Here is a 17,308-nt window from a genome sequence, read left to right as displayed (position 1 = left end):
GCCCATCTAGTCCTTTGTCTGATTTCGGCCTACCGTCGCCGGCATGCAGATCACGACCGATGAAGCTCGCACCCTCGGCCCTTTCACCTGGCTGAAGAAACCCGCAGTCGACGGCCCGCCTGCGCAGCGCGACCCGAAGGTCGTCGAACGCGTGTCGCAGATGCTGCTCGACATCGAACGCAGAGGCCTCGACGCGGTGCGTGCCTACGCCCGAGAGCTCGACGGGTGGTCCGGCCCGCTCGAGATCGGCGCCGATGAACTGCGCAAGAGCGGCGACGCCCTCCCGGCCGATCTTCGTGAGGCGCTGGAGCTCGGCTACGAGCGCACCAACCGGTTCGCGGTGGCACAACGTGCCCGGCTCACCGACTTCGAGATCGAACTCGCGCCTGGGGTGACCGGCGGCGTTCAGTACGTACCGGTCAACCGGGTCGGGGCCTATCTGCCCGCCGGGCGTTTCCCGCTTCTGGCCAGCGCGTTCATGACCGTCGGTGTCGCCAAGGCAGCCGGCGTGCCCACGGTGCTGGCCTGCACACCGCCGTCGGGTGAGCACGGTGCCCATCCCGCGGTGCTCTACGGTGCCTACCTGTCGCGCGCCGATTCGGTGTTCGCCGTCGGCGGTGTACAGGCGTTGGGCGCCATGGCATTCGGGCTCATCGGTGACGGGCCGGTCGACATGCTCGTCGGCGCGGGGAACGCCTTCGTCACCGAAGCCAAACGTCAGCTGTTCGGCCGGGTCGGCATCGACCTGCTCGCGGGTCCCTCCGAAGTCGCCGTGCTCGCCGACGAGACGGCAGATCCGGAATGGGTCGCCGCCGACCTGCTGGGTCAGGCCGAGCACGGACCGAACTCGCCGGCCGCCCTGATCACGACGTCGGAGACGTTGGGCCGCAGGGTGATCGAGGCCATCGACCGGCAGCTCGAGACGTTGGCGACCCGCGAGGTCGCCGGGCCTGCGTGGCGCGATTTCGGGTCGGTGCTCGTCGCCTCGGATGCCGAACAGGCCGCGGCGATCGCCGATGTCCTCGGACCCGAGCATCTCGAAGTGCAGACCGCCGACGACGACTACTTCCTCAAGCGGCTGCGCAACTACGGGTCCCTGTTCCTGGGCAGGTGGAGCACCGTCGCCTACTCCGACAAGGGCATCGCGGGCACCAACCACGTGCTGCCGACCGGTAAGACGGCCCGCTACAACGCAGGCCTCTCGGTTTCGCGATTCGTCAAACCGCTGACCTATCAGCGCGCGGCCCGTGAGGCGACCGCCGCACTGGCACCCGCCGTCGAGCGCATCTCGGCATTCGAGGGACTGGCCGCCCATGAGGCGACGGCCACGATCAGAATCGAGGAGATCGGCCGTGACTCAGCGGTTTTCGACGGTACGCCGGCGGCGAGCCGCCGATGACGGGTACGGTCTGATGAACCGGAAGCTGCGCGTCTCGGCGGTCACGCCCGACATCGTCATCGGCGATCTCGATGGCAACCTCGCACGTTTGCACAATGCCCTGCGGGCCATCGAGTGGACCGGCCCGTACCTGGCGGTGTTGCCCGAACTCGCCACCAGCGGGTACGTCTTCACTGACATCGACGAGGCCCGAGCCCTGTCATTGCGCGCCGACGATGCACGGTTGACCGCACTGGCCGATGACGTCCCGGCGGATTGCGTCGCCGTGGTGGGCTTCGCGGAGGTCGACGGTGACACGCTATACAACTCGGCCATCGTCATCGGTGACGGCAAAGTGGTCGGTACCTACCGCAAAGCGCACCTGTGGGCGGCCGAACCGGAGATCTTCGCGACCGGCGTCGAAGCGGGGACGGTCATCGACACCGCGATCTGCCGGCTCGGGGTCGCGATCTGCTACGACAACGAATTCCCCGAGCTGCCAAGACGACTCGCCCTGCGCGGAGCCGAGGTGCTGGCCCTGCCGGTGAACTGGCCGCTGGTGGACCGGCCGGAGGGTGAGCATGCCCCCGAAACCATCCAGGCGATGGCTGCCGCGCGGTCGTCGCAACTGGCGACCGTGATCGCCGACCGCCGCGGCACCGAGCGTGGTGTCCGGTGGACCGGCGGGACCGCGGTGATCGGCCCGGACGGCTGGATCAAGGCGACACCACAGGGCGACGAGACGATCGCGACAGCCGTCCTGGACCTGACCGACAGCAAGGCGATCGGCGACCGCAACGACGCACTGGCCGATCGCCGACCCGACCTGTACCGCGACCTTGTCGAATCCGGCGAGGCCGCCACCGATATCCCTGACTAGGAACGAGATCTCATGGCCACCGACTCTGCGACGGTCGAATCGAAGTCGATCGATTGGATTCCGCTCGGCGAACGCCGCGGCAAGCCCTCGATGCTGTTTCCGCTGTGGTTCATGTCGAATGCGAACCTCACTACGCTCGCGACGGGCATGGTGGGTGCGTCCCTCGGCGCGTCGTTCCTGACGTCGTTGGTGGCCATCGTGCTCGGCGCCGCCGTCGGGACGGTGTTCACCGCGTTCCACTCCGCGCAGGGCCCACAGTTGGGCCTACCGCAAATGATCCAGTCGCGCGCGCAGTTCGGGTATCGCGGCGTCGTGGTGATCTGCGCCGTCGTGATCTTCAGCATCGTGGGCTTCAACATCTTCAATCAGATCCTCGCCGGTGATGTGCTCACCATGACCACCGGCGTCGATGCCCGCAATCTGTGGTTCGTGATCATCACCGCCCTCGCGCTGGCCCTCGCGATCTACGGCTACCACTGGATCCACCGCGTCCAAAACTGGCTCACCTGGCTGTTTTTGGCGACCTTCGGGGTGTTCACGGTGGTGGCGCTCGTCACGCTGCACCTGCCGCACGGGCAGTTCGGCTTCGCCGGGTTCAGCTGGCCTGCCTTCCTGGTCCAGTTCGCCGCCGCCGCGGCCTACGCACTGGGCTGGGCTCCGTACGTCTCCGATTACTCCCGGTACCTGCCGCCGCAGACCAGCCCGGGCAAGGCGCTGTTCTACACCTACGGCGGGGTGTTCGTCGGTAGCTCCTGGCTGATGATCCTCGGGGCGTTCGTCGCGGCGCTGTTCGCCGACGTCTCACCGCTTGAGGCGGTCAGGCAGGCCGCCGACGGCATCCTGCCGGGTGCGGGTCTGTGGCTGCTCGTGGCGGCGCTGCCCGGCCTGGTCACGGTCATCACGGTCAACATCTACGCGTCGTCGATCGAGCTGATCACGATCATCGACTCGTTCCGCGCGGTGTCGCCGACCCGGCGGCTCAGGGTGGGCGCATGTGTGGTGATCGGTTTGGCCGGCTTGCTGGGCGCGGTGCTGAGCACCGGTGAGTTCCTCGACAACTTCGGCAGTTTCCTGGTGATCCTGTTGTACCTGCTGGTGCCGTGGACGTCGGTGAACCTCGTCGACTACTACTTCGTCCGCCGCGGACGCTATGCCATCGGCGAGATCTTCGTGCCACGGGGCGGCGTGTACGGCACCTGGGGGTGGCGGGGTCTGGCCGCCTACGCGATCGGGATCATCGCGATGATCCCGTTCGTGGTCACCGTCTGGTACACGGGTCCGGTCGCCAACGCGCTCGGTGGCGTCGACGTCGCGCTGTTCGTGGGGTTGTTCGCGTCCGCGGTCGCCTACCTGCTGATGGCGAGATCTCTGGATCTGGCCGCCGAACAGGCCAAGGCGCAAAGCGATGCCCGCGAGCACGGTTTCGAGGCGGTGAGTTTCGCGTCGCCCCGGACCGGCGCCGGTACCGCTTCGCTCACAGATGGCGGGCAGTCTTCCTGAGCGGCTGCAGATGCGGTGACTCGCAGTCGTTGCGCCACATCATCGACAGTTCGATGGCGGGCGGGGCATCGGCGAGGTGCACGTATCGAACACCTTTGCGGCCGAGGTTGCGGACCGACTCCGGTACCAGTGCCACCCCGAGGCCGCCGGAGACCAGTCCGACGATGGTCTGCATACGCACCGTCTCGTAGACGACGGACGGGGTGAAACCCGCTGCGGCGCAAGCACTGTGAATGATGTCGTAGAGGCCGGGGCCGAGGTGGCGGGGAAACATGATGAACGGTTCTTCGGCCAGCCCGGCGAGTTCGGCGGACTCTGCGCCGGACAGCGCGTGGCTGTCGGGCACCGCCAGGACCAGGGATTCGCGGGCGAGCACAACGGTGGACACCGCAGGGTCGTCGATGGGTGTGCGGCCCAGGCCGACGGTGATGCGCTGATCGCGCAGCCATTCGAGTTGTTGCGCGGTCGTTCCTTCCTCCAGCCGGATCGAGACACCCGGATGATGTCTGCGGTGCGCGGCGACCAACCGCGGCAGCACGTCGTCGGCCGCGGACCCCACGAAACCGATGGTGACACTTCCGGTTTCGCCCCGGTGGACGGCTCGCACCGCTTGCGTCACCCGGTCGGCGTCACGCAGTATGCGCCGCGCCTCGGGCAGCAGGGTCTGACCGGCCTCGGTGAGGCTGACCGTGCGCCGGGTACGCAGGAACAGCTGTGCGCCCAGCTCCCGTTCGACGCGTTGGATCAACTGGGACAGCGCGGGTTGTGCCACGTGCAAGCGCTGTGCCGCCCGCCCGAAGTGCAGTTCCTCGGCGAGGACGACGAAGCAGCGCAGGTGTCGCATGTCGAGGCTCCACACACCCTCATTGATAACTCAATCCGATAAGTGGATGCAATAACACTATTGGCGCTTATCGACAGCCGGCTCTACCGTCGGACGCCATGAGAGCTGCCAACCGACTGGCCGTGGCCGCGACTTTCCTGGCGGTGATGTTTGCGACCGCATGTGAGACGAGGTCCGGTGAGTCGACCGGCGAGCTGTCCAGAACCGACACGAGGGTGGGCAGTGCACCCGGCGTCGAGGTCGCGGTCCGGGCGCTGCGAACGGAATCCGCCGACCGTGTGCCGGTGATTCTGCTGCACGGCGCCCGGGTCCCCGGGATCGCGTCGTTCGATCTGCCCGTCCCCGGGTACTCGCTGGCCGAGGATCTCGTTCGGGCCGGTCACCCCACCTTCATCATGGATGCGCGCGGCTACGGTGGGTCGTCGCGGCCGGCGGAGATGGACGGCGATCCGGGGACGGGACGGCCGCTGGTGCGCTCGAACGAAGTTGTCGAAGACATCCACGCGGTCGTCGAGCACGTCGCGGCCACGACCGGTGCCGAACGCGTGGCGCTGGTGGGATGGGCGACCGGCGGGCACTGGGCCGGCATGTATGCGGCGACGCATCCCGACCGGGTCAGCCACCTCGTGATCTACAACAGCCTGTACGGCGCCGCCGATGGCCATCCGACCCTCGCCGTGTTCGATCCGGAATCCGGGCCGTACCGGCTGTCCGACGGTCCGTCGCTTCTGACCTCGTGGGACCGGTCGATTCCGGCGTCGGATGTGACGTTGTGGCGGGATCCGCGGGTGGCCGAGGCCTATCAGCGCGAAGCGCTCGCCAGCGACCCGACCAGTGAGAGCCGCACACCGGCGAGCTTTCGGGCGCCCAACGGGGCGATGGAGGACAGCCACTACCTGGCCACCGGGCGGCAACTGTGGGACGCCTCGTTGATCACCGCCGAAACGTTGATCATCAGAAGCGAACTCGACTTCTGGTCGCGTCCCGAGGACGTCGAGGACATGCGTCGACATCTGGTGCACGCCGCGGGTGTCCGTACGGTCGTGCTCCCGCAGGCCACACATTACGTGCACCTGGATCGTCCGGAACGCGGCCGCGACCAGTTCCTCGGGGCGCTGCTGGATTTCCTGCCTTAGCGGGCTTGGTCGGTCAGGGAATCTGACGCAGCCGCCGGGCTTTGGACACCGCCTCGTGCCTGCTGTGGGCGCCGAGTTTGCTCGACGCACTGCGCAGATAGCTCTTGACGGTTTCCGGCTTCAGCGAAAGGCGTTGGGCTGCCTCGGCATTGGTGCAGCCCAAGGCGATCTGCGAGAGCACGTCGATCTCGCGCGCGGTCAGCGGTGTGGCCGCCGGGGCGTCACCGGACAGTGCGCGGGCCAGCCGGTCGGCCAGCTCGCCGAGCTGTGTGGCCAGCGGTCTGGACGCGCGCGCGGCCATCCTGCGCAGGTCGGCGTGCACCTCGCGGATCTGCTCGGCACTGGCCACGTCGGCGCCGAACTGTGCTAGCTGCGCTTCGCGCATGCGCATCCGCCGGTCCACCTCGTCGCGGATGCGCAGTTCCTCGCTCAGCCGGCGCGCCGAGTCCACCATCGCGGCCGCGGTGCGGTCGCCGATCGGCGCGCTGGTGCGGTAGGCGCCGTAGAGCACCGCGCGTGCCTTGCCCTCGACGACCACCGGCACCGCGAGGATCGAGCGGATGCCCTCGGAGAGCACCGGCCCGTCGTAGTCGTGGGTGATGTTCGACGAGCGCCGGTAGTCGGGCACCGAGATGGGCCGACGCGCCACCACCGTCGCACCGCCGAGACCCGCGCTCGGGCGTACCGCAAGCCCGCGCATCGCGCTCGTTCTCGTCCCGAAGAACTCCGTGAGCAGCAGCGTTCCGCTGTGCACCTCACCGCCGAAGGTCAACGGAAGCTCGGTAATGGTGGCCATCTGGCGAAGCGCGGCCCGTACGGCGTCGGCGTCACGTGGCCGCAGCAGCGGCGAGCGCATGCGGTCACCCTCTTTCGGGGGTAGCGGTCGACAATTGTGACGTAGAGCATAGCTGCCATGAGTGGTAACGCCGATCTCTACCGTAGTGCCCGTGATCAGCTCGTCGCGACCATCGCCGACTATGACAAGGCCGTCGAGACATTCGCGTTTCCGGAGCTGACCGGCACTTTCAACTGGGCGATCGACTGGTTCGACGCGATCGCCAGGGGCAACGACCGTCCCGCGCTGTGGATCGTGGAGGAGGACGGCGCCGAGACGCAGGTGAGTTTCGCCGACATGGCGGAGCGCTCCGACCGGGTCGCGACGTGGTTGGCGGCTCTCGGCGTCGGCAAGGGCGACCGGGTGATCCTCATGCTCGGCAACCAGGTCGAGTTGTGGGAGGCGATGCTCGGCATCGCCAAGCTCGGCGCGGTCATCATGCCGACCACCGGGGCGCTCGGCCCGGCCGATCTGGCGGACCGCATCGCGCGCGGCGGCGCGCGGTTCGTGATCGCGAACGCGTCCGACACCGACAAGTTCGCGGCGGTCGAAGGTGACTACGGGCGGATCGTGGTGGGCGAGGCCGTGGAGGGCTGGCACGCCTACTCCGACGCGTCCGAGGTGCAGCCGCAGCGGTTCGCCAGTGCCACCACGGTCGACGACACCATGCTCATCTACTTCACCTCCGGCACCACCAGCAAGCCCAAGCTGGTCGAGCATTCGCAGGTCAGCTACCCCGTCGGGCATCTGTCGACGATGGCGTGGATCGGCGTGAAGCCCGGCGACGTGCACCTGGCGATCAGCTCGCCCGGCTGGGCCAAACACGCGTGGAGCTGCTTTTTCGCGCCGTGGATCGCCGAGGCGACGATCTTCGTCTACAACTACCGCCGCTTCGACGCCCCGGCGCTGCTGAACCAGCTGCGCCGCGCCAAAGTCAACACGTTCTGCGCACCGCCCACGGTGTGGCGCATGCTGATCCAGGCCGACCTGGGCGCCAGGCCCGAGGGGCTGCGCGAGATCCTCGGCGCCGGTGAGCCGCTCAACCCCGATGTGATCGCCCAGGTCGAGAAGGCCTGGGGGCTGACCATCCGCGACGGGTTCGGCCAGACCGAGACCACCCTGCAGGTCGGCAACACCCCAGGGCAGCCGGTGAAGCCGGGCTCGATGGGCAGGCCCATGCCCGGTGTGCCGGTGGTGCTGGTCGACCCGATCACCGGCGAGCCCGCCGACGAGGGCGAGATCTGCCTGGACCTGAGCAAGCGTCCGCGCAACCTGATGACCGGTTACCTCGGCGATCCGGAACGCAACGCGGCTGTCATGGCCGGTGGCTACTACCACACCGGCGACGTCGCATCGCGCGACGCCGAAGGCTACATCACCTACATCGGCCGCACCGACGACGTGTTCAAGTCCAGCGACTACAAGGTGTCGCCGTTCGAGTTGGAGAGCGTGCTGATCGAGCATCCTGCGGTGGTCGAAGCCGCCGTGGTGCCCCAGCCCGACGACACCCGCCTCGCCGTGCCCAAGGCGTACGTCGCGCTGGCCGAAGGGTGGGAACCCAACGCCGACACCGCGAAAGCGGTCATGGAGTACGCGCGTGATCACCTGGCGCCGTACCTCAAGGTGCGACGCGTCGAGTTCTTCGACCTGCCCAAGACCATCTCCGGCAAGATCCGTCGCGTCGAACTGCGCAAGCGCGAGGACGAGGCACATCAGACGGGCAAGGAGATTCCTACCGAATACCGATACGAGGATCTGCTGGGATGAAGTCATACGACGCGGGACCCACCGGTGCACCGGTCCTCGAAGAGACCATCGGGGCCAACTTCGAGCGCATCGCGGCCACCTATCCGGAACATGAGGCGCTGGTCGAGGTGGCCACCGGCCGCCGCTGGACCTACGCCGAGCTCAACGACGAGATCGACGCCACCGCACGGGGTTTGATGGCGCTCGGCGTCGACAAGGGCGACCGCGTCGGCATCTGGGCGCCGAACTGCGCCGAGTGGATCATGACGCAGTTCGCGGCCGCCAAGGTCGGGGCCATCCTGGTCAACATCAACCCCGCGTACCGCACGCACGAGGTCGCCTATGTGCTGCGGCAGTCGGGGGTGCGCACGCTGGTCTCGGCATCGTCGTTCAAGACCTCGGACTACGCTTCGATGATCGCCGAGGTGCGGCCCGAGTGCCCGGACCTGCTGCACGTCGTCTTCCTGGACAACGACGACTGGGATCGGTTGCGCGCCAACCAGGTCGACGACGCGGCGTTGCGCGAGCGGATGGCCACGCTGGCCAACACCGATCCGATCAACATCCAGTACACCTCGGGCACAACGGGTTTCCCCAAGGGAGCGACGCTGTCGCACCGCAACATCCTCAACAACGGGTTCTTCGTCACCGAACTCATCGCGTTGGGGCCCGACGACCGGTTGTGCATCGTGCCGCCGTTCTACCACTGCTTCGGCATGGTGATGGGCACACTCGGTGCGGTGTCGCACGGCACCACGATCGTGATCCCGGCACCCGGGTTCGATCCCGGGATCACGTTGTCGGCTGTGGAATCCGAGAAGTGCACGGGTCTGTACGGGGTCCCGACGATGTTCATCGCGATGCTCGGGCATCCGGATTTCGCGAACTTCGACCTGTCGTCGCTGCGCACGGGCATCATGGCCGGCTCGGTGTGCCCGATCGAGGTGATGAAACGTGTTGTGGCCGATATGCACATGGCCGAGGTCGCGATCTGTTACGGCATGACCGAGACCTCGCCGGTGTCGTGCCAGACCCTGATCGACGACGATCTGGACCGGCGCACCGCGACCATCGGCCGCGCCCACCCGCATGTCGAGATCAAGATCATCGATCCCGACACGGGAGAGACCGTCGAGCGCGGCCAACCCGGCGAGTTCTGCACGCGTGGGTATTCGGTGATGCTCGGATACTGGAACGACGACGAGAAGACCCGTGAGGCCGTCGACGCCGACGGCTGGATGCACACCGGGGATCTCGCGGTCATGCGTGAGGACGGGTACTGCACCATCGTCGGCCGCATCAAGGACATGGTGATCCGCGGCGGCGAGAACATCTACCCGCGCGAGATCGAGGAATTCCTGTACACGCATCCCGACATCGACGACGCTCAGGTGATCGGCGTACCCGACGAGCGCTACGGCGAGGAGATCTGCGCGTGGATCCGGATGAAACCCGGCCGTCCGCCGCTGGACGCCGACAAGGTCCGCGAGTTCGCGTCGGGCAAGCTCGCGCACTACAAGATCCCGCGCTACGTGCACGTCGTCGACGAGTTCCCCATGACGGTCACGGGCAAGATCCGCAAGGTGCAGATGCGCGAGGAGACCGTCGCACTTCTCGGGCTCGAAGCGTAAGCTGCTACGCCTTGAACGCTCACCGCGATGAATTTCGCGTCCGCAGGCGATCTACATGGTGTGAGTGAAATTCGGTCGCTCCGACTGCAGGTTGGGCACAACGCTGCGAGGATTGAGTGATGTCAGTCGTGTACGCGCCCGCCGTCCTCGGACGGCGGGCGTGTGCCCTGCTCGCGGCGTCCTCGGCAGTCCTGCATGTCTTCATGCTCACGCACGCGGGCAACGCGGTCGCGGGCGGTCTGCTGGCAGTCATGATCGTCGCGTGCCTGTGGTGCGCACGGGACCTGTGGCGGCGTGGGACGCCGGCGGTGTGGTGCACGGTCGCGCTGATGAACCTCGCGATGGTCGCGCTGCACACACCCATGCCTGCCCACCACCACGGAACCGGTGCGCACATGTCCGGCCCGTCGAACCTGATGATGTTCACGGTGCTGCTGGCGCTCACCGAGGCCGCGATCGCCGGAACGGTCCTGTACTGCCGCACGCGCAACCGCTCGGTCACCGCCTGATCAGGCCTCGAGTTCGCCGAGGATCTTGCGTTCGATGCTCGCGCGGGTGGTCGCAGGCAGCACGATGAGCCCGTCGAGTTCTCTCTGCGCCCGCGTGTAGGCGCTCTGGCGTTCCTGCGGTGTGGCGCCCTCGTCGGACGCGAGGCGCAGCAGCTGTTGGGCACGGGCCAGGCGTTCCTGCGCCTCGGCCGAGAAGTCGCTGCGGCGCCTGCGGATCGCCTCGGTCTCGGCGATGTCGAACGCCGTGACGTATTCGTGCACGGCGTCGCGGTATTCGAGTTGCGCGGGCCGGTCACCCAGGATGTCGGCCGGGTTGTCGGGCCGCAGCAGATCGGCGCGGCCGCGAGCCTTGTGGAACGCGATGGTCAGCGGATCGCGCATGTCCGTCATCAACGGGAAGTCCAGGAGCTTCGCGACGTCGATCTCGTAGTCGAGCCAGCGGGCGTTGGTGTGGTCGTGGCGTTGCAGCACCTTCGTGAGTTCACGTTCGTAGCCGGCGTCGGCGGCTCTCACGGCCTCGGCCGCCCGCGCCATCTCGACCTTGGTCTGCTGCTTGATGCGGTAGCGCTCCAGGCGTCGTTCGGCGCGCCGTTCATTGGCGGCGGCCACAGCCCTGATACCGCCGCCGATCATTCCTCCGAGCGGGAAGATCAACCACCAGAAGTTCCCTGCGAAGTGCCACAGAGGTTCCACAGATCCCAGCATGCCACCGGCTGCGCCGCCCCCCGGCGCAGCCGGTGGCACGTCAGACGCTCAGAACCACCGGCCGAACCTGCGGATGTAGACGGTCTTGACGGTCTGGACGACCACGCAGTAGCAGGTCAGCGTCGCGACCAGCCAGCCGAAGTACGTCGGTGGTTGGTGGTGGCGCGGGTGTGAAACTAACGGGCCGTGTGCGAGCCGCCTCCCAGGGACGCGGTCAGGACCGCCACCGGGGTGTTGCTCATCCTCAGGTTGTGCCGCTCCTGCGGGGTCAGCGACGCACGTGTGTGGATCCACGCGATGGGGCGTTTGACCGCGCTGCGGGCATGACGAAGAAAGGTGTTGTGCTGCATCGGATTCTCCATCTCACTGTGGAGCTCTCCGCGTCGACCTAGGACGTCACCGAAAGCGGAGAGGTGTTCACAAACAAACGTTTTCGAATCGGACTGGGATACGGGCCGTCACATGACGTCATGTCGTCACCTCCTCGCTACCGGGCGCACGGGGCGCAGCTGTTCTGCACGCAACCGTCAGATGCGCGCTGAAGAGGAAGTCGGGCACATGGCCGGACGCGCCGAGTGGCGCGAGCACTTCCTCATCAGAGCTTTGGCACTGCACGACGTGTCCCACCTTGAGGTGGGAAGCCACTTCGGATCATCCCTTAGGCCGGGAAGATCTGTCCTAACCCTGGGCGTCTCTCGACGTCGTCGGATCAGTGGCCTGTGTTCGTGTAGGAGCCTCACCTAACGAAGCGCGGTTTTCATTTGACACTGTACATGCGGTGCCGAGCAACTGAGTTTCACGGCTGTCGGAAACCGGTCCCCAAATGGGTTGTGCCAGTGGACCGCAAGTCCGCGGCATTCACACAGGAACCGGCAGGACGCGCGACATGTGCTCGCCTGTGCGCGACAGCGTGACGCGTGTGATGAGATTGACGCATGCCTCAGCTAACTGCCGAGCCTGATCCGGACGCCGACGAGCAAAAACCGCCGGCGATCACCGCGCGGGAGATCACGATGCGCGGGCCGTTCGGCCCGGTGTACGGGCCCGTCGACCTCGACATCGCAGAAGGCGGCGTGACCGCGCTGGTGGCGCCGTCGGGTGCGGGCCGCACCGCGCTGCTGCTCACGCTGGCCGGGCGGATGAAACCGCAGTCCGGCGAGGTGACGGTGCTCGGCCGCACCCGCGCCAAGGACATCTTCGACATCTCGGCAGTCGCGGCGGTGGAGGACATCGACGCCGTCCCCGAGTCGGTGACCGTGGCCGACGTCATCACCGAGCAGCGCCGGTGGGACGCGCCGTGGTACCGGCGCGTGCCGCGTGCCGGTGCCGACGACCTCGCCGCACTGTGCGGCCCGGTGTTCGGTGACCTGCCCCTGCCTCCGCTGGGTGAGTACTTCGACGAACTCACCGAACTCGACCGGGTCCTGCTGCGGATCGCGCTGGCCAACACGTCGAGACCGCCGCTGCTCGTGGTCGGCGATTTCGACCACGTCACCGACGACCGCAACCGCGAACTGCTCGCAGAACGCCTGATCGCGCTCGGCGAGCAGCAAACCGTCGTCACCGCCACGGTCAACCCGGTGAGCAACCCTGCCGTGACCCACATCGCGGTACCGAACACCACACCGGCCGAGCTGGCCTCAGCACAGAAGGGTGAGAAGTAGCCGTGCTCGCCGGAATGTCTCTCGGCACCGATTTCAAGCGGTTCTCCCGCGGCGCCATGCCACGCATCGCGCTGGTCATCGTGATCTTCATGCCGCTGCTGTACGGCGCGATGTACCTGTGGGCGTTCTGGAACCCGTTCAACGAGGTCGACAAGGTCCCGGTCGCCCTGGTCAACGAGGACAAGGGTGCCGTCGCGCAGGGCGAGCGGCTCAACGCGGGCCAGGAGGTGTCCGACGCCCTGGTCGACTCGGGGGAGTTGCAGCTTCACCGGGTCTCGGCCGACGAGGCCGCCGACGGTGTGTCCAGCGGCAGGTACTACTTCTCGATCACGCTGCCCGAGGACTTCAGCGAGGCCATCGCGTCGCCGTCGGGTGACTCGCCGCAGCAGGCCACGCTGCGCTTCACGTTCAACGACGCCAACAACTACCTGGGCTCGATCATCGGGCAGAACGCCGCGCGTGAGGTGATCAACCAGATCAACGCCCGGATCGGCGAGCGCACGGTCGGCACGGTGCTCACGGGGCTCACCGACGCCGGTGAGGGCCTGATCAAGGCCGCCGACGGCGCCCAGCAACTCGCCGACGGCAACGCCGCGGCCAACGACGGCGCGCAACGCCTGGCCTCGGGCGCCGACGCGCTGACCGCCGGTCTGGTGACCGCGCGCGACGGTTCGGCGCAGCTCGCCGCGGGCACGCGTCAGTTGTCGACGGCCGTCACCACCGCCACCGATCCGCTGCTGCACGTGCTCGACCGTGTCGGCGATCTCGGCCTCGATCCCGACGAGGTCGGCCGTGCCGCACAGCGCCTGTCGGGTGCCGTGCGCTCGACGACCGATCGCATCGCGGCGCTCAACATCGATCAGGCGCAGGCCGCCGCGATCGTCGACCAGGCCGTCAACTTCCTGCGCAACAGCCCCGACCCCACGGCCCGCGACACCGGCGAGTTCCTGGCCGGGGCCCACCGGATCCTGACCTCGCGCGGTATCGACCCCACCACCGACGACGGCCTGATCAAGTTGCGCGACAGCGCGGCCGAGCTTGAGAACGAACTCGGCGATCCCAACAGCAAGATGCGCACGTTCATCACCAAGGCCCTCAACGGCGGTCTGCGCGCCGACGTCGTCAAGCTGCGCGACGGTGCCCAACAGCTCAACAGCGGGGCCCAGGCCCTCAACAGCGGGCTCGTGCAGCTGACCAACGGTGGACGTCAACTGTCCAACGGCGCAAACGAACTCGCCGCGGGCACCGAGAAGCTCGAGACGGGCAGCCGGCAGTTGGCCACCGCGCTGCGCGACGGGTCGACCCAGGTGCCGTCGTGGACCCCGCAGCAGCGCACCGAGGTCGCCCGGACCCTGTCCGCGCCCGTCGCGCTGGACATCGAGACCCACAACCCCGCGGTCACGTTCGGCACCGGGTTTGCCCCGTTCTTCCTGCCGCTGGCGTTGTTCATCGGCGCGCTGATCATCTGGATGCTGTTGAAGCCCTTGCAGACCCGGCCCGTCGTCAACGGCCTCGGCGCGCTGCGCGTCGTGCTGGCGTCCTACTGGCCCGGCCTGCTGATCGCGGTGTGCCAGGTCGTGGTGATGTACGTCGTGGTCCACTTCGGCGTCGGTCTGCAGGCGAAGTACCCGCTCGCCACGGTCGGGTTCCTGATCCTCGTCGCGGCGACGTTCCTCGCGCTCATCCAGGCGTTCAATGCCCTGTTCGGGGTGTCGGTGGGCCGCGTCGTCACCCTGGCGTTCCTGATGCTGCAGCTCGTGTCCGCGGGCGGCATCTATCCCGTCGAGACCACGGCCAAACCGTTCCAGATCCTGCACCCCGTCGACCCGATGACCTACGCCGTCAACGGTCTTCGGCAGGTGATCGTGGGCGGTGTCGACTCGCGGTTGTGGATCGCGATCGTGGTGCTCACGGGCCTGCTCGCGGTATCACTGGCAGGCAGTGCGTGGGCCGCCAGACGAAACCGGCAGTACACCATGGACCGCCTGCGGCCCCCGATCGAAGTCTGATGCGCCGCTCGTAACGCCACGGCGGAAAAATCGCGAAATTTCCGCCGTGGCGTTACGAGCGCGAGGCCCATGCCTTCGCGACCCGCTTGAGCACGGTTGCTTCGCCGTCGCGTGCGGTCACGCGGATCACGATCCAGCCGTTTTCCATCATCTCGTCCGCCCGCTGGATGTCTTTGCGCAGCGTGACCGGATCCGTGTGGTGTTGCCCCTCGTACTCCAGCGCGATCTTGAGCTCGGGCCAGGCCATGTCGACTTCCCCGATCAGTGCGCCGTACTCGTTGAGCACCGCGTACTGCGTCTGTGGTGGCGGATATCCGGCACGCACGACCACGAGCCGTAACCAGGTCTCGCGCGGTGATTCGGCACCGGGGTCGACGAGGGCGATGATGGTGCGCGCCTGCCGGATTCCTCTTCGTGCCGCGTGATGCTCGGCGGCCAGCTCGATGTCGGCCACCTTGAGTTTCGCGGCCCTGGCCAGTGAATCGATGGCCGGTACCGCGACGTCCTCGGGAAACTTGCAGGCCAGGTCGAGGGCGGTGCGCACCGGCGTGGTGACGCGCATGTCGCCGATCAGGCAGATCTCGTCGTCTTCTATCGCGTCGCTCCAGACGACCACGCCGCGCGCCGGGCGACGGTTGGTGTCCAGGATGTAGGCAGGCAGACCGGGGTCAATCCATCGGGCGCCATGCAAGGCCGCGGCGGAGTATCCGGCCAGCACACCGCGTCGTCTCGACCGCAGCCAGCACGCCTTGGCTCGCAGTATCGCCGTGGGCAGTGTGCCCTTTGCGACGTAGATGTCCTGATAGACCGCGATGAAGCGGCTGCGCAGTTGATGACGCGTCAGCGTGCCCGCCGCGAGCGCCTCACTTCCGATGAATGGTTCCCCCATGGCAGGAGTGTGCCGAGGGGCACCGACAACTCCGCGCTCGTAACGCCACGGCGGAAAAATCGCGAAAATTCCGCCGTGGCGTTACGAGCGGCGAAGTGGCGCAAGAACTACAACCCGATCCGGCGGTACCGCTGCAACCGCGTCTGCAGACGCTCGTCGTCGGGAACGGCACGCAGGTTGTGCAATTCGGCGGCGATCGCGGTGGACAACCGGGCCGTGAAGGCGCGTGGCTCGTCGGCGGCATCGGGTTTCTCGGCGACGACGACGTCGACGATGCCGTGGCGTAGCAGGTCGACGGCCCGGACACCCTGTGCGGCAGCGAGTTCGGGGGCATGCTCGGTGTCGCGGTAGACGATGGCGCTCGCACCTTCGGGCGGCAGTGGCGCGAGCCAGCCGTTGGACGCCGCGAGCACGCGGTCGGCGGGAACCATCGCCAGTGCCGGCCCGCCGCTGCCCTGACCCATGAGCACCGACACGGTCGGGGTGTCGAGCGTGACGAGTTCGGCCAGGCAGCGCGCGATCTCACCGGCCAGCCCGCCCTGCTCGGCCTCGGTCGACAGCGCGGGCCCGGCGGTGTCGATCACCAGCACGAGCGGTAGCTGCAGTCCGGCGGCCAACGCCATGCCGCGGCGGGCCTCGCGCAGTGCGCCGGGGCCCACCAGGCCGCCGACGATACGACGCTGGCCCAGCACCACGGCGGGCTGACCGCCGAACCGGGCGAGCGCGAGCAGCGTCGTCGCGGCCTCGCCCCGTTCGGTGCCCGACAGCAGCACCTGATCGGTCGCGCCGTGGCGCAGCAGGAAGCCGACGCCGGGGCGGTCGGGCCGACGCGACGCGATCACCGAGTCCCAGGCCGGCACGTCCGGCAGGTCCTCGGTCTCGATGACGGCAGGCGCAGGTCCCGGCGGGTCGGCCACCACGCGCAGGGTCCGGTCGAGCGTCTCGCGCAGCAGCGCAAGCGGCACCACACCGTCGATGACGCCGTGGGCGTGCAGGTTCTCGGCGGTCTGCACGCCAGACGGGAACGGTTCGCCGTAGAGGTGCTCGTACACGCGCGGGCCGAGGAAGCCGATCAGCGCGCCCGGTTCGGCCGCGGTGACGTGGCCCAGCGATCCCCACGACGCGAACACCCCGCCGGTCGTGGGATGACGCAGGTACACGAGGTAGGGGAGATGGGCCTGCTTGTGCAGCTCGACGGCCGCGGCGATCTTGACCATCTGCAGGAACGCGACCGTGCCCTCCTGCATGCGCGTGCCGCCCGAGCTCGGCGACGCCAGCAGTGGCAGGCGTTCGGCGGTCGCGCGCTGCACGGCCGCGGTGATGCGCTCGGCCGCGGCCACGCCGATCGATCCGGCGAGGAAGTCGAACTCACACGCCACCACCGCGACGCGCCTGCCGAACACCGTGCCCTCGCCGGTCAGCACTGATTCGTCCAGCCCGGTCTTGGCCGAGGCCTCGGCCAGTTCACGGCGGTACTCGTCGTCGGCGCCGACGTCCAGGGGCGCCGTGTCCCAGCTGCGGAACGAGCCCTCGTCCAGCACTGCATCCCGAAGCGCCAGAGCGCCGATCCGACTCACATTCG

15 protein-coding genes and 1 riboswitch are annotated in these 17,308 nt (G+C 67.8%); of the genes, 9 read left to right on the top strand and 6 right to left on the bottom strand.

The annotated features are described in order from the left end of the window. Positions 1–43: 43 nt before the first annotated feature. From hisD to AT701_RS27680, 3 genes are read left to right on the top strand one after another with little or no spacing between them, the layout of a single operon-like run. Complete coding sequence (hisD, locus tag AT701_RS27690) at positions 44–1,399, top strand: histidinol dehydrogenase (RefSeq protein ID WP_003897070.1); 1,356 nt, start codon at positions 44–46, stop codon at positions 1,397–1,399. Continuing rightward, positions 1,353–2,258 carry a nitrilase family protein gene (locus tag AT701_RS27685; RefSeq protein WP_003897069.1) on the top strand — a complete coding sequence of 302 codons (906 nt, stop codon included), beginning with the start codon at positions 1,353–1,355 and terminating at the stop codon, positions 2,256–2,258. Before hisD ends, AT701_RS27685 begins: the two co-directional genes overlap by 47 nt. Before the next feature lie 12 nt (positions 2,259–2,270). Then, the gene (locus tag AT701_RS27680) at positions 2,271–3,758 is read left to right on the top strand and encodes a purine-cytosine permease family protein (protein WP_003897068.1); all 1,488 of its coding nucleotides are present in this window, start codon (positions 2,271–2,273) and stop codon (positions 3,756–3,758) included. On the opposite strand, the gene AT701_RS27675 is transcribed toward AT701_RS27680, so the two are convergent. Then, positions 3,733–4,602, bottom strand: a complete 870-nt coding sequence (locus AT701_RS27675; protein WP_003897067.1) for a LysR family transcriptional regulator — start codon at positions 4,600–4,602, stop codon at positions 3,733–3,735. The two genes, AT701_RS27680 and AT701_RS27675, sit on opposite strands and share 26 nt — an antisense overlap. 98 nt (positions 4,603–4,700) lie before the next feature. Between AT701_RS27675 and AT701_RS27670 the strand changes: the two genes are divergently transcribed. Further along, positions 4,701–5,738, top strand: a complete 1,038-nt coding sequence (locus AT701_RS27670; protein WP_014878413.1) for an alpha/beta hydrolase — start codon at positions 4,701–4,703, stop codon at positions 5,736–5,738. Between the two features lie 13 nt (positions 5,739–5,751). Here AT701_RS27670 and AT701_RS27665 read toward each other — a convergent pair whose 3' ends face one another. Beyond that, positions 5,752–6,594, bottom strand: coding sequence for a LuxR C-terminal-related transcriptional regulator (locus AT701_RS27665; RefSeq protein WP_058126990.1), 843 nt, complete (start codon positions 6,592–6,594; stop codon positions 5,752–5,754). Positions 6,595–6,651: 57 nt separating this feature from the next. On the opposite strand from AT701_RS27665, the gene AT701_RS27660 reads away from it, so the two are divergent. The 3 genes from AT701_RS27660 to AT701_RS27650 all read left to right on the top strand — a co-directional run bounded on the left by AT701_RS27660 (position 6,652) and on the right by AT701_RS27650 (position 10,459). Next, positions 6,652–8,340, top strand: coding sequence for an AMP-binding protein (locus AT701_RS27660; RefSeq protein WP_058126989.1), 1,689 nt, complete (start codon positions 6,652–6,654; stop codon positions 8,338–8,340). Beyond that, entirely contained in the window at positions 8,337–9,950 is a 1,614-nt protein-coding gene (locus tag AT701_RS27655; protein WP_058126988.1) for an AMP-binding protein, read from the top strand. The genes AT701_RS27660 and AT701_RS27655 overlap by 4 nt, the downstream gene beginning before the upstream one ends. Positions 9,951–10,069: 119 nt before the next feature. Beyond that, a complete protein-coding gene (locus tag AT701_RS27650) occupies positions 10,070–10,459 on the top strand; it encodes a hypothetical protein (RefSeq protein WP_036454809.1) in 390 nt (129 codons plus the stop codon). Here the strand turns inward: AT701_RS27650 and AT701_RS27645 are convergent, their stop codons facing one another. Together AT701_RS27645 and AT701_RS35315 are read right to left on the bottom strand one after the other, a co-directional pair. Further along, the gene (locus AT701_RS27645; protein WP_058126987.1) at positions 10,460–11,164 is read right to left on the bottom strand and encodes a hypothetical protein; all 705 of its coding nucleotides are present in this window, start codon (positions 11,162–11,164) and stop codon (positions 10,460–10,462) included. It abuts the gene before it with no gap. Between the two features lie 176 nt (positions 11,165–11,340). Further along, a complete protein-coding gene (locus AT701_RS35315) occupies positions 11,341–11,514 on the bottom strand; it encodes a hypothetical protein (protein WP_011730682.1) in 174 nt (57 codons plus the stop codon). Positions 11,515–11,745: 231 nt separating this feature from the next. Beyond that, a riboswitch (M-box (ykoK) riboswitch) is annotated at positions 11,746–11,919 on the bottom strand. A gap of 180 nt (positions 11,920–12,099) precedes the next feature. Here AT701_RS35315 and AT701_RS27635 point away from each other — a divergent pair. Together AT701_RS27635 and AT701_RS27630 are read left to right on the top strand one after the other, a co-directional pair. After that, on the top strand, positions 12,100–12,828 hold the full coding sequence (locus AT701_RS27635) for an ATP-binding cassette domain-containing protein (RefSeq protein WP_003897054.1): 729 nt from the start codon (positions 12,100–12,102) through the stop codon (positions 12,826–12,828). A gap of 14 nt (positions 12,829–12,842) precedes the next feature. Then, positions 12,843–14,837: a YhgE/Pip domain-containing protein gene (locus AT701_RS27630; RefSeq protein ID WP_058127742.1), complete on the top strand. Its 1,995-nt coding sequence runs from the start codon at positions 12,843–12,845 to the stop codon at positions 14,835–14,837. Positions 14,838–14,889: 52 nt separating this feature from the next. On the opposite strand, the gene AT701_RS27625 is transcribed toward AT701_RS27630, so the two are convergent. Then, entirely contained in the window at positions 14,890–15,726 is an 837-nt protein-coding gene (locus tag AT701_RS27625) for a hypothetical protein (RefSeq protein ID WP_058126986.1), read from the bottom strand. 107 nt (positions 15,727–15,833) lie between these two features. Next, entirely contained in the window at positions 15,834–17,303 is a 1,470-nt protein-coding gene (locus AT701_RS27620) for a carboxyl transferase domain-containing protein (protein ID WP_011730679.1), read from the bottom strand. Between the last annotated feature and the right edge of the window lie 5 nt (positions 17,304–17,308).

Source organism: Mycolicibacterium smegmatis, from assembly GCF_001457595.1.
In the GTDB taxonomy this organism is placed as follows: domain Bacteria; phylum Actinomycetota; class Actinomycetes; order Mycobacteriales; family Mycobacteriaceae; genus Mycobacterium; species Mycobacterium smegmatis.
Note: the sequence above shows the minus strand (reverse complement) of the source record. Positions and strands in the feature narration are given on the sequence as shown.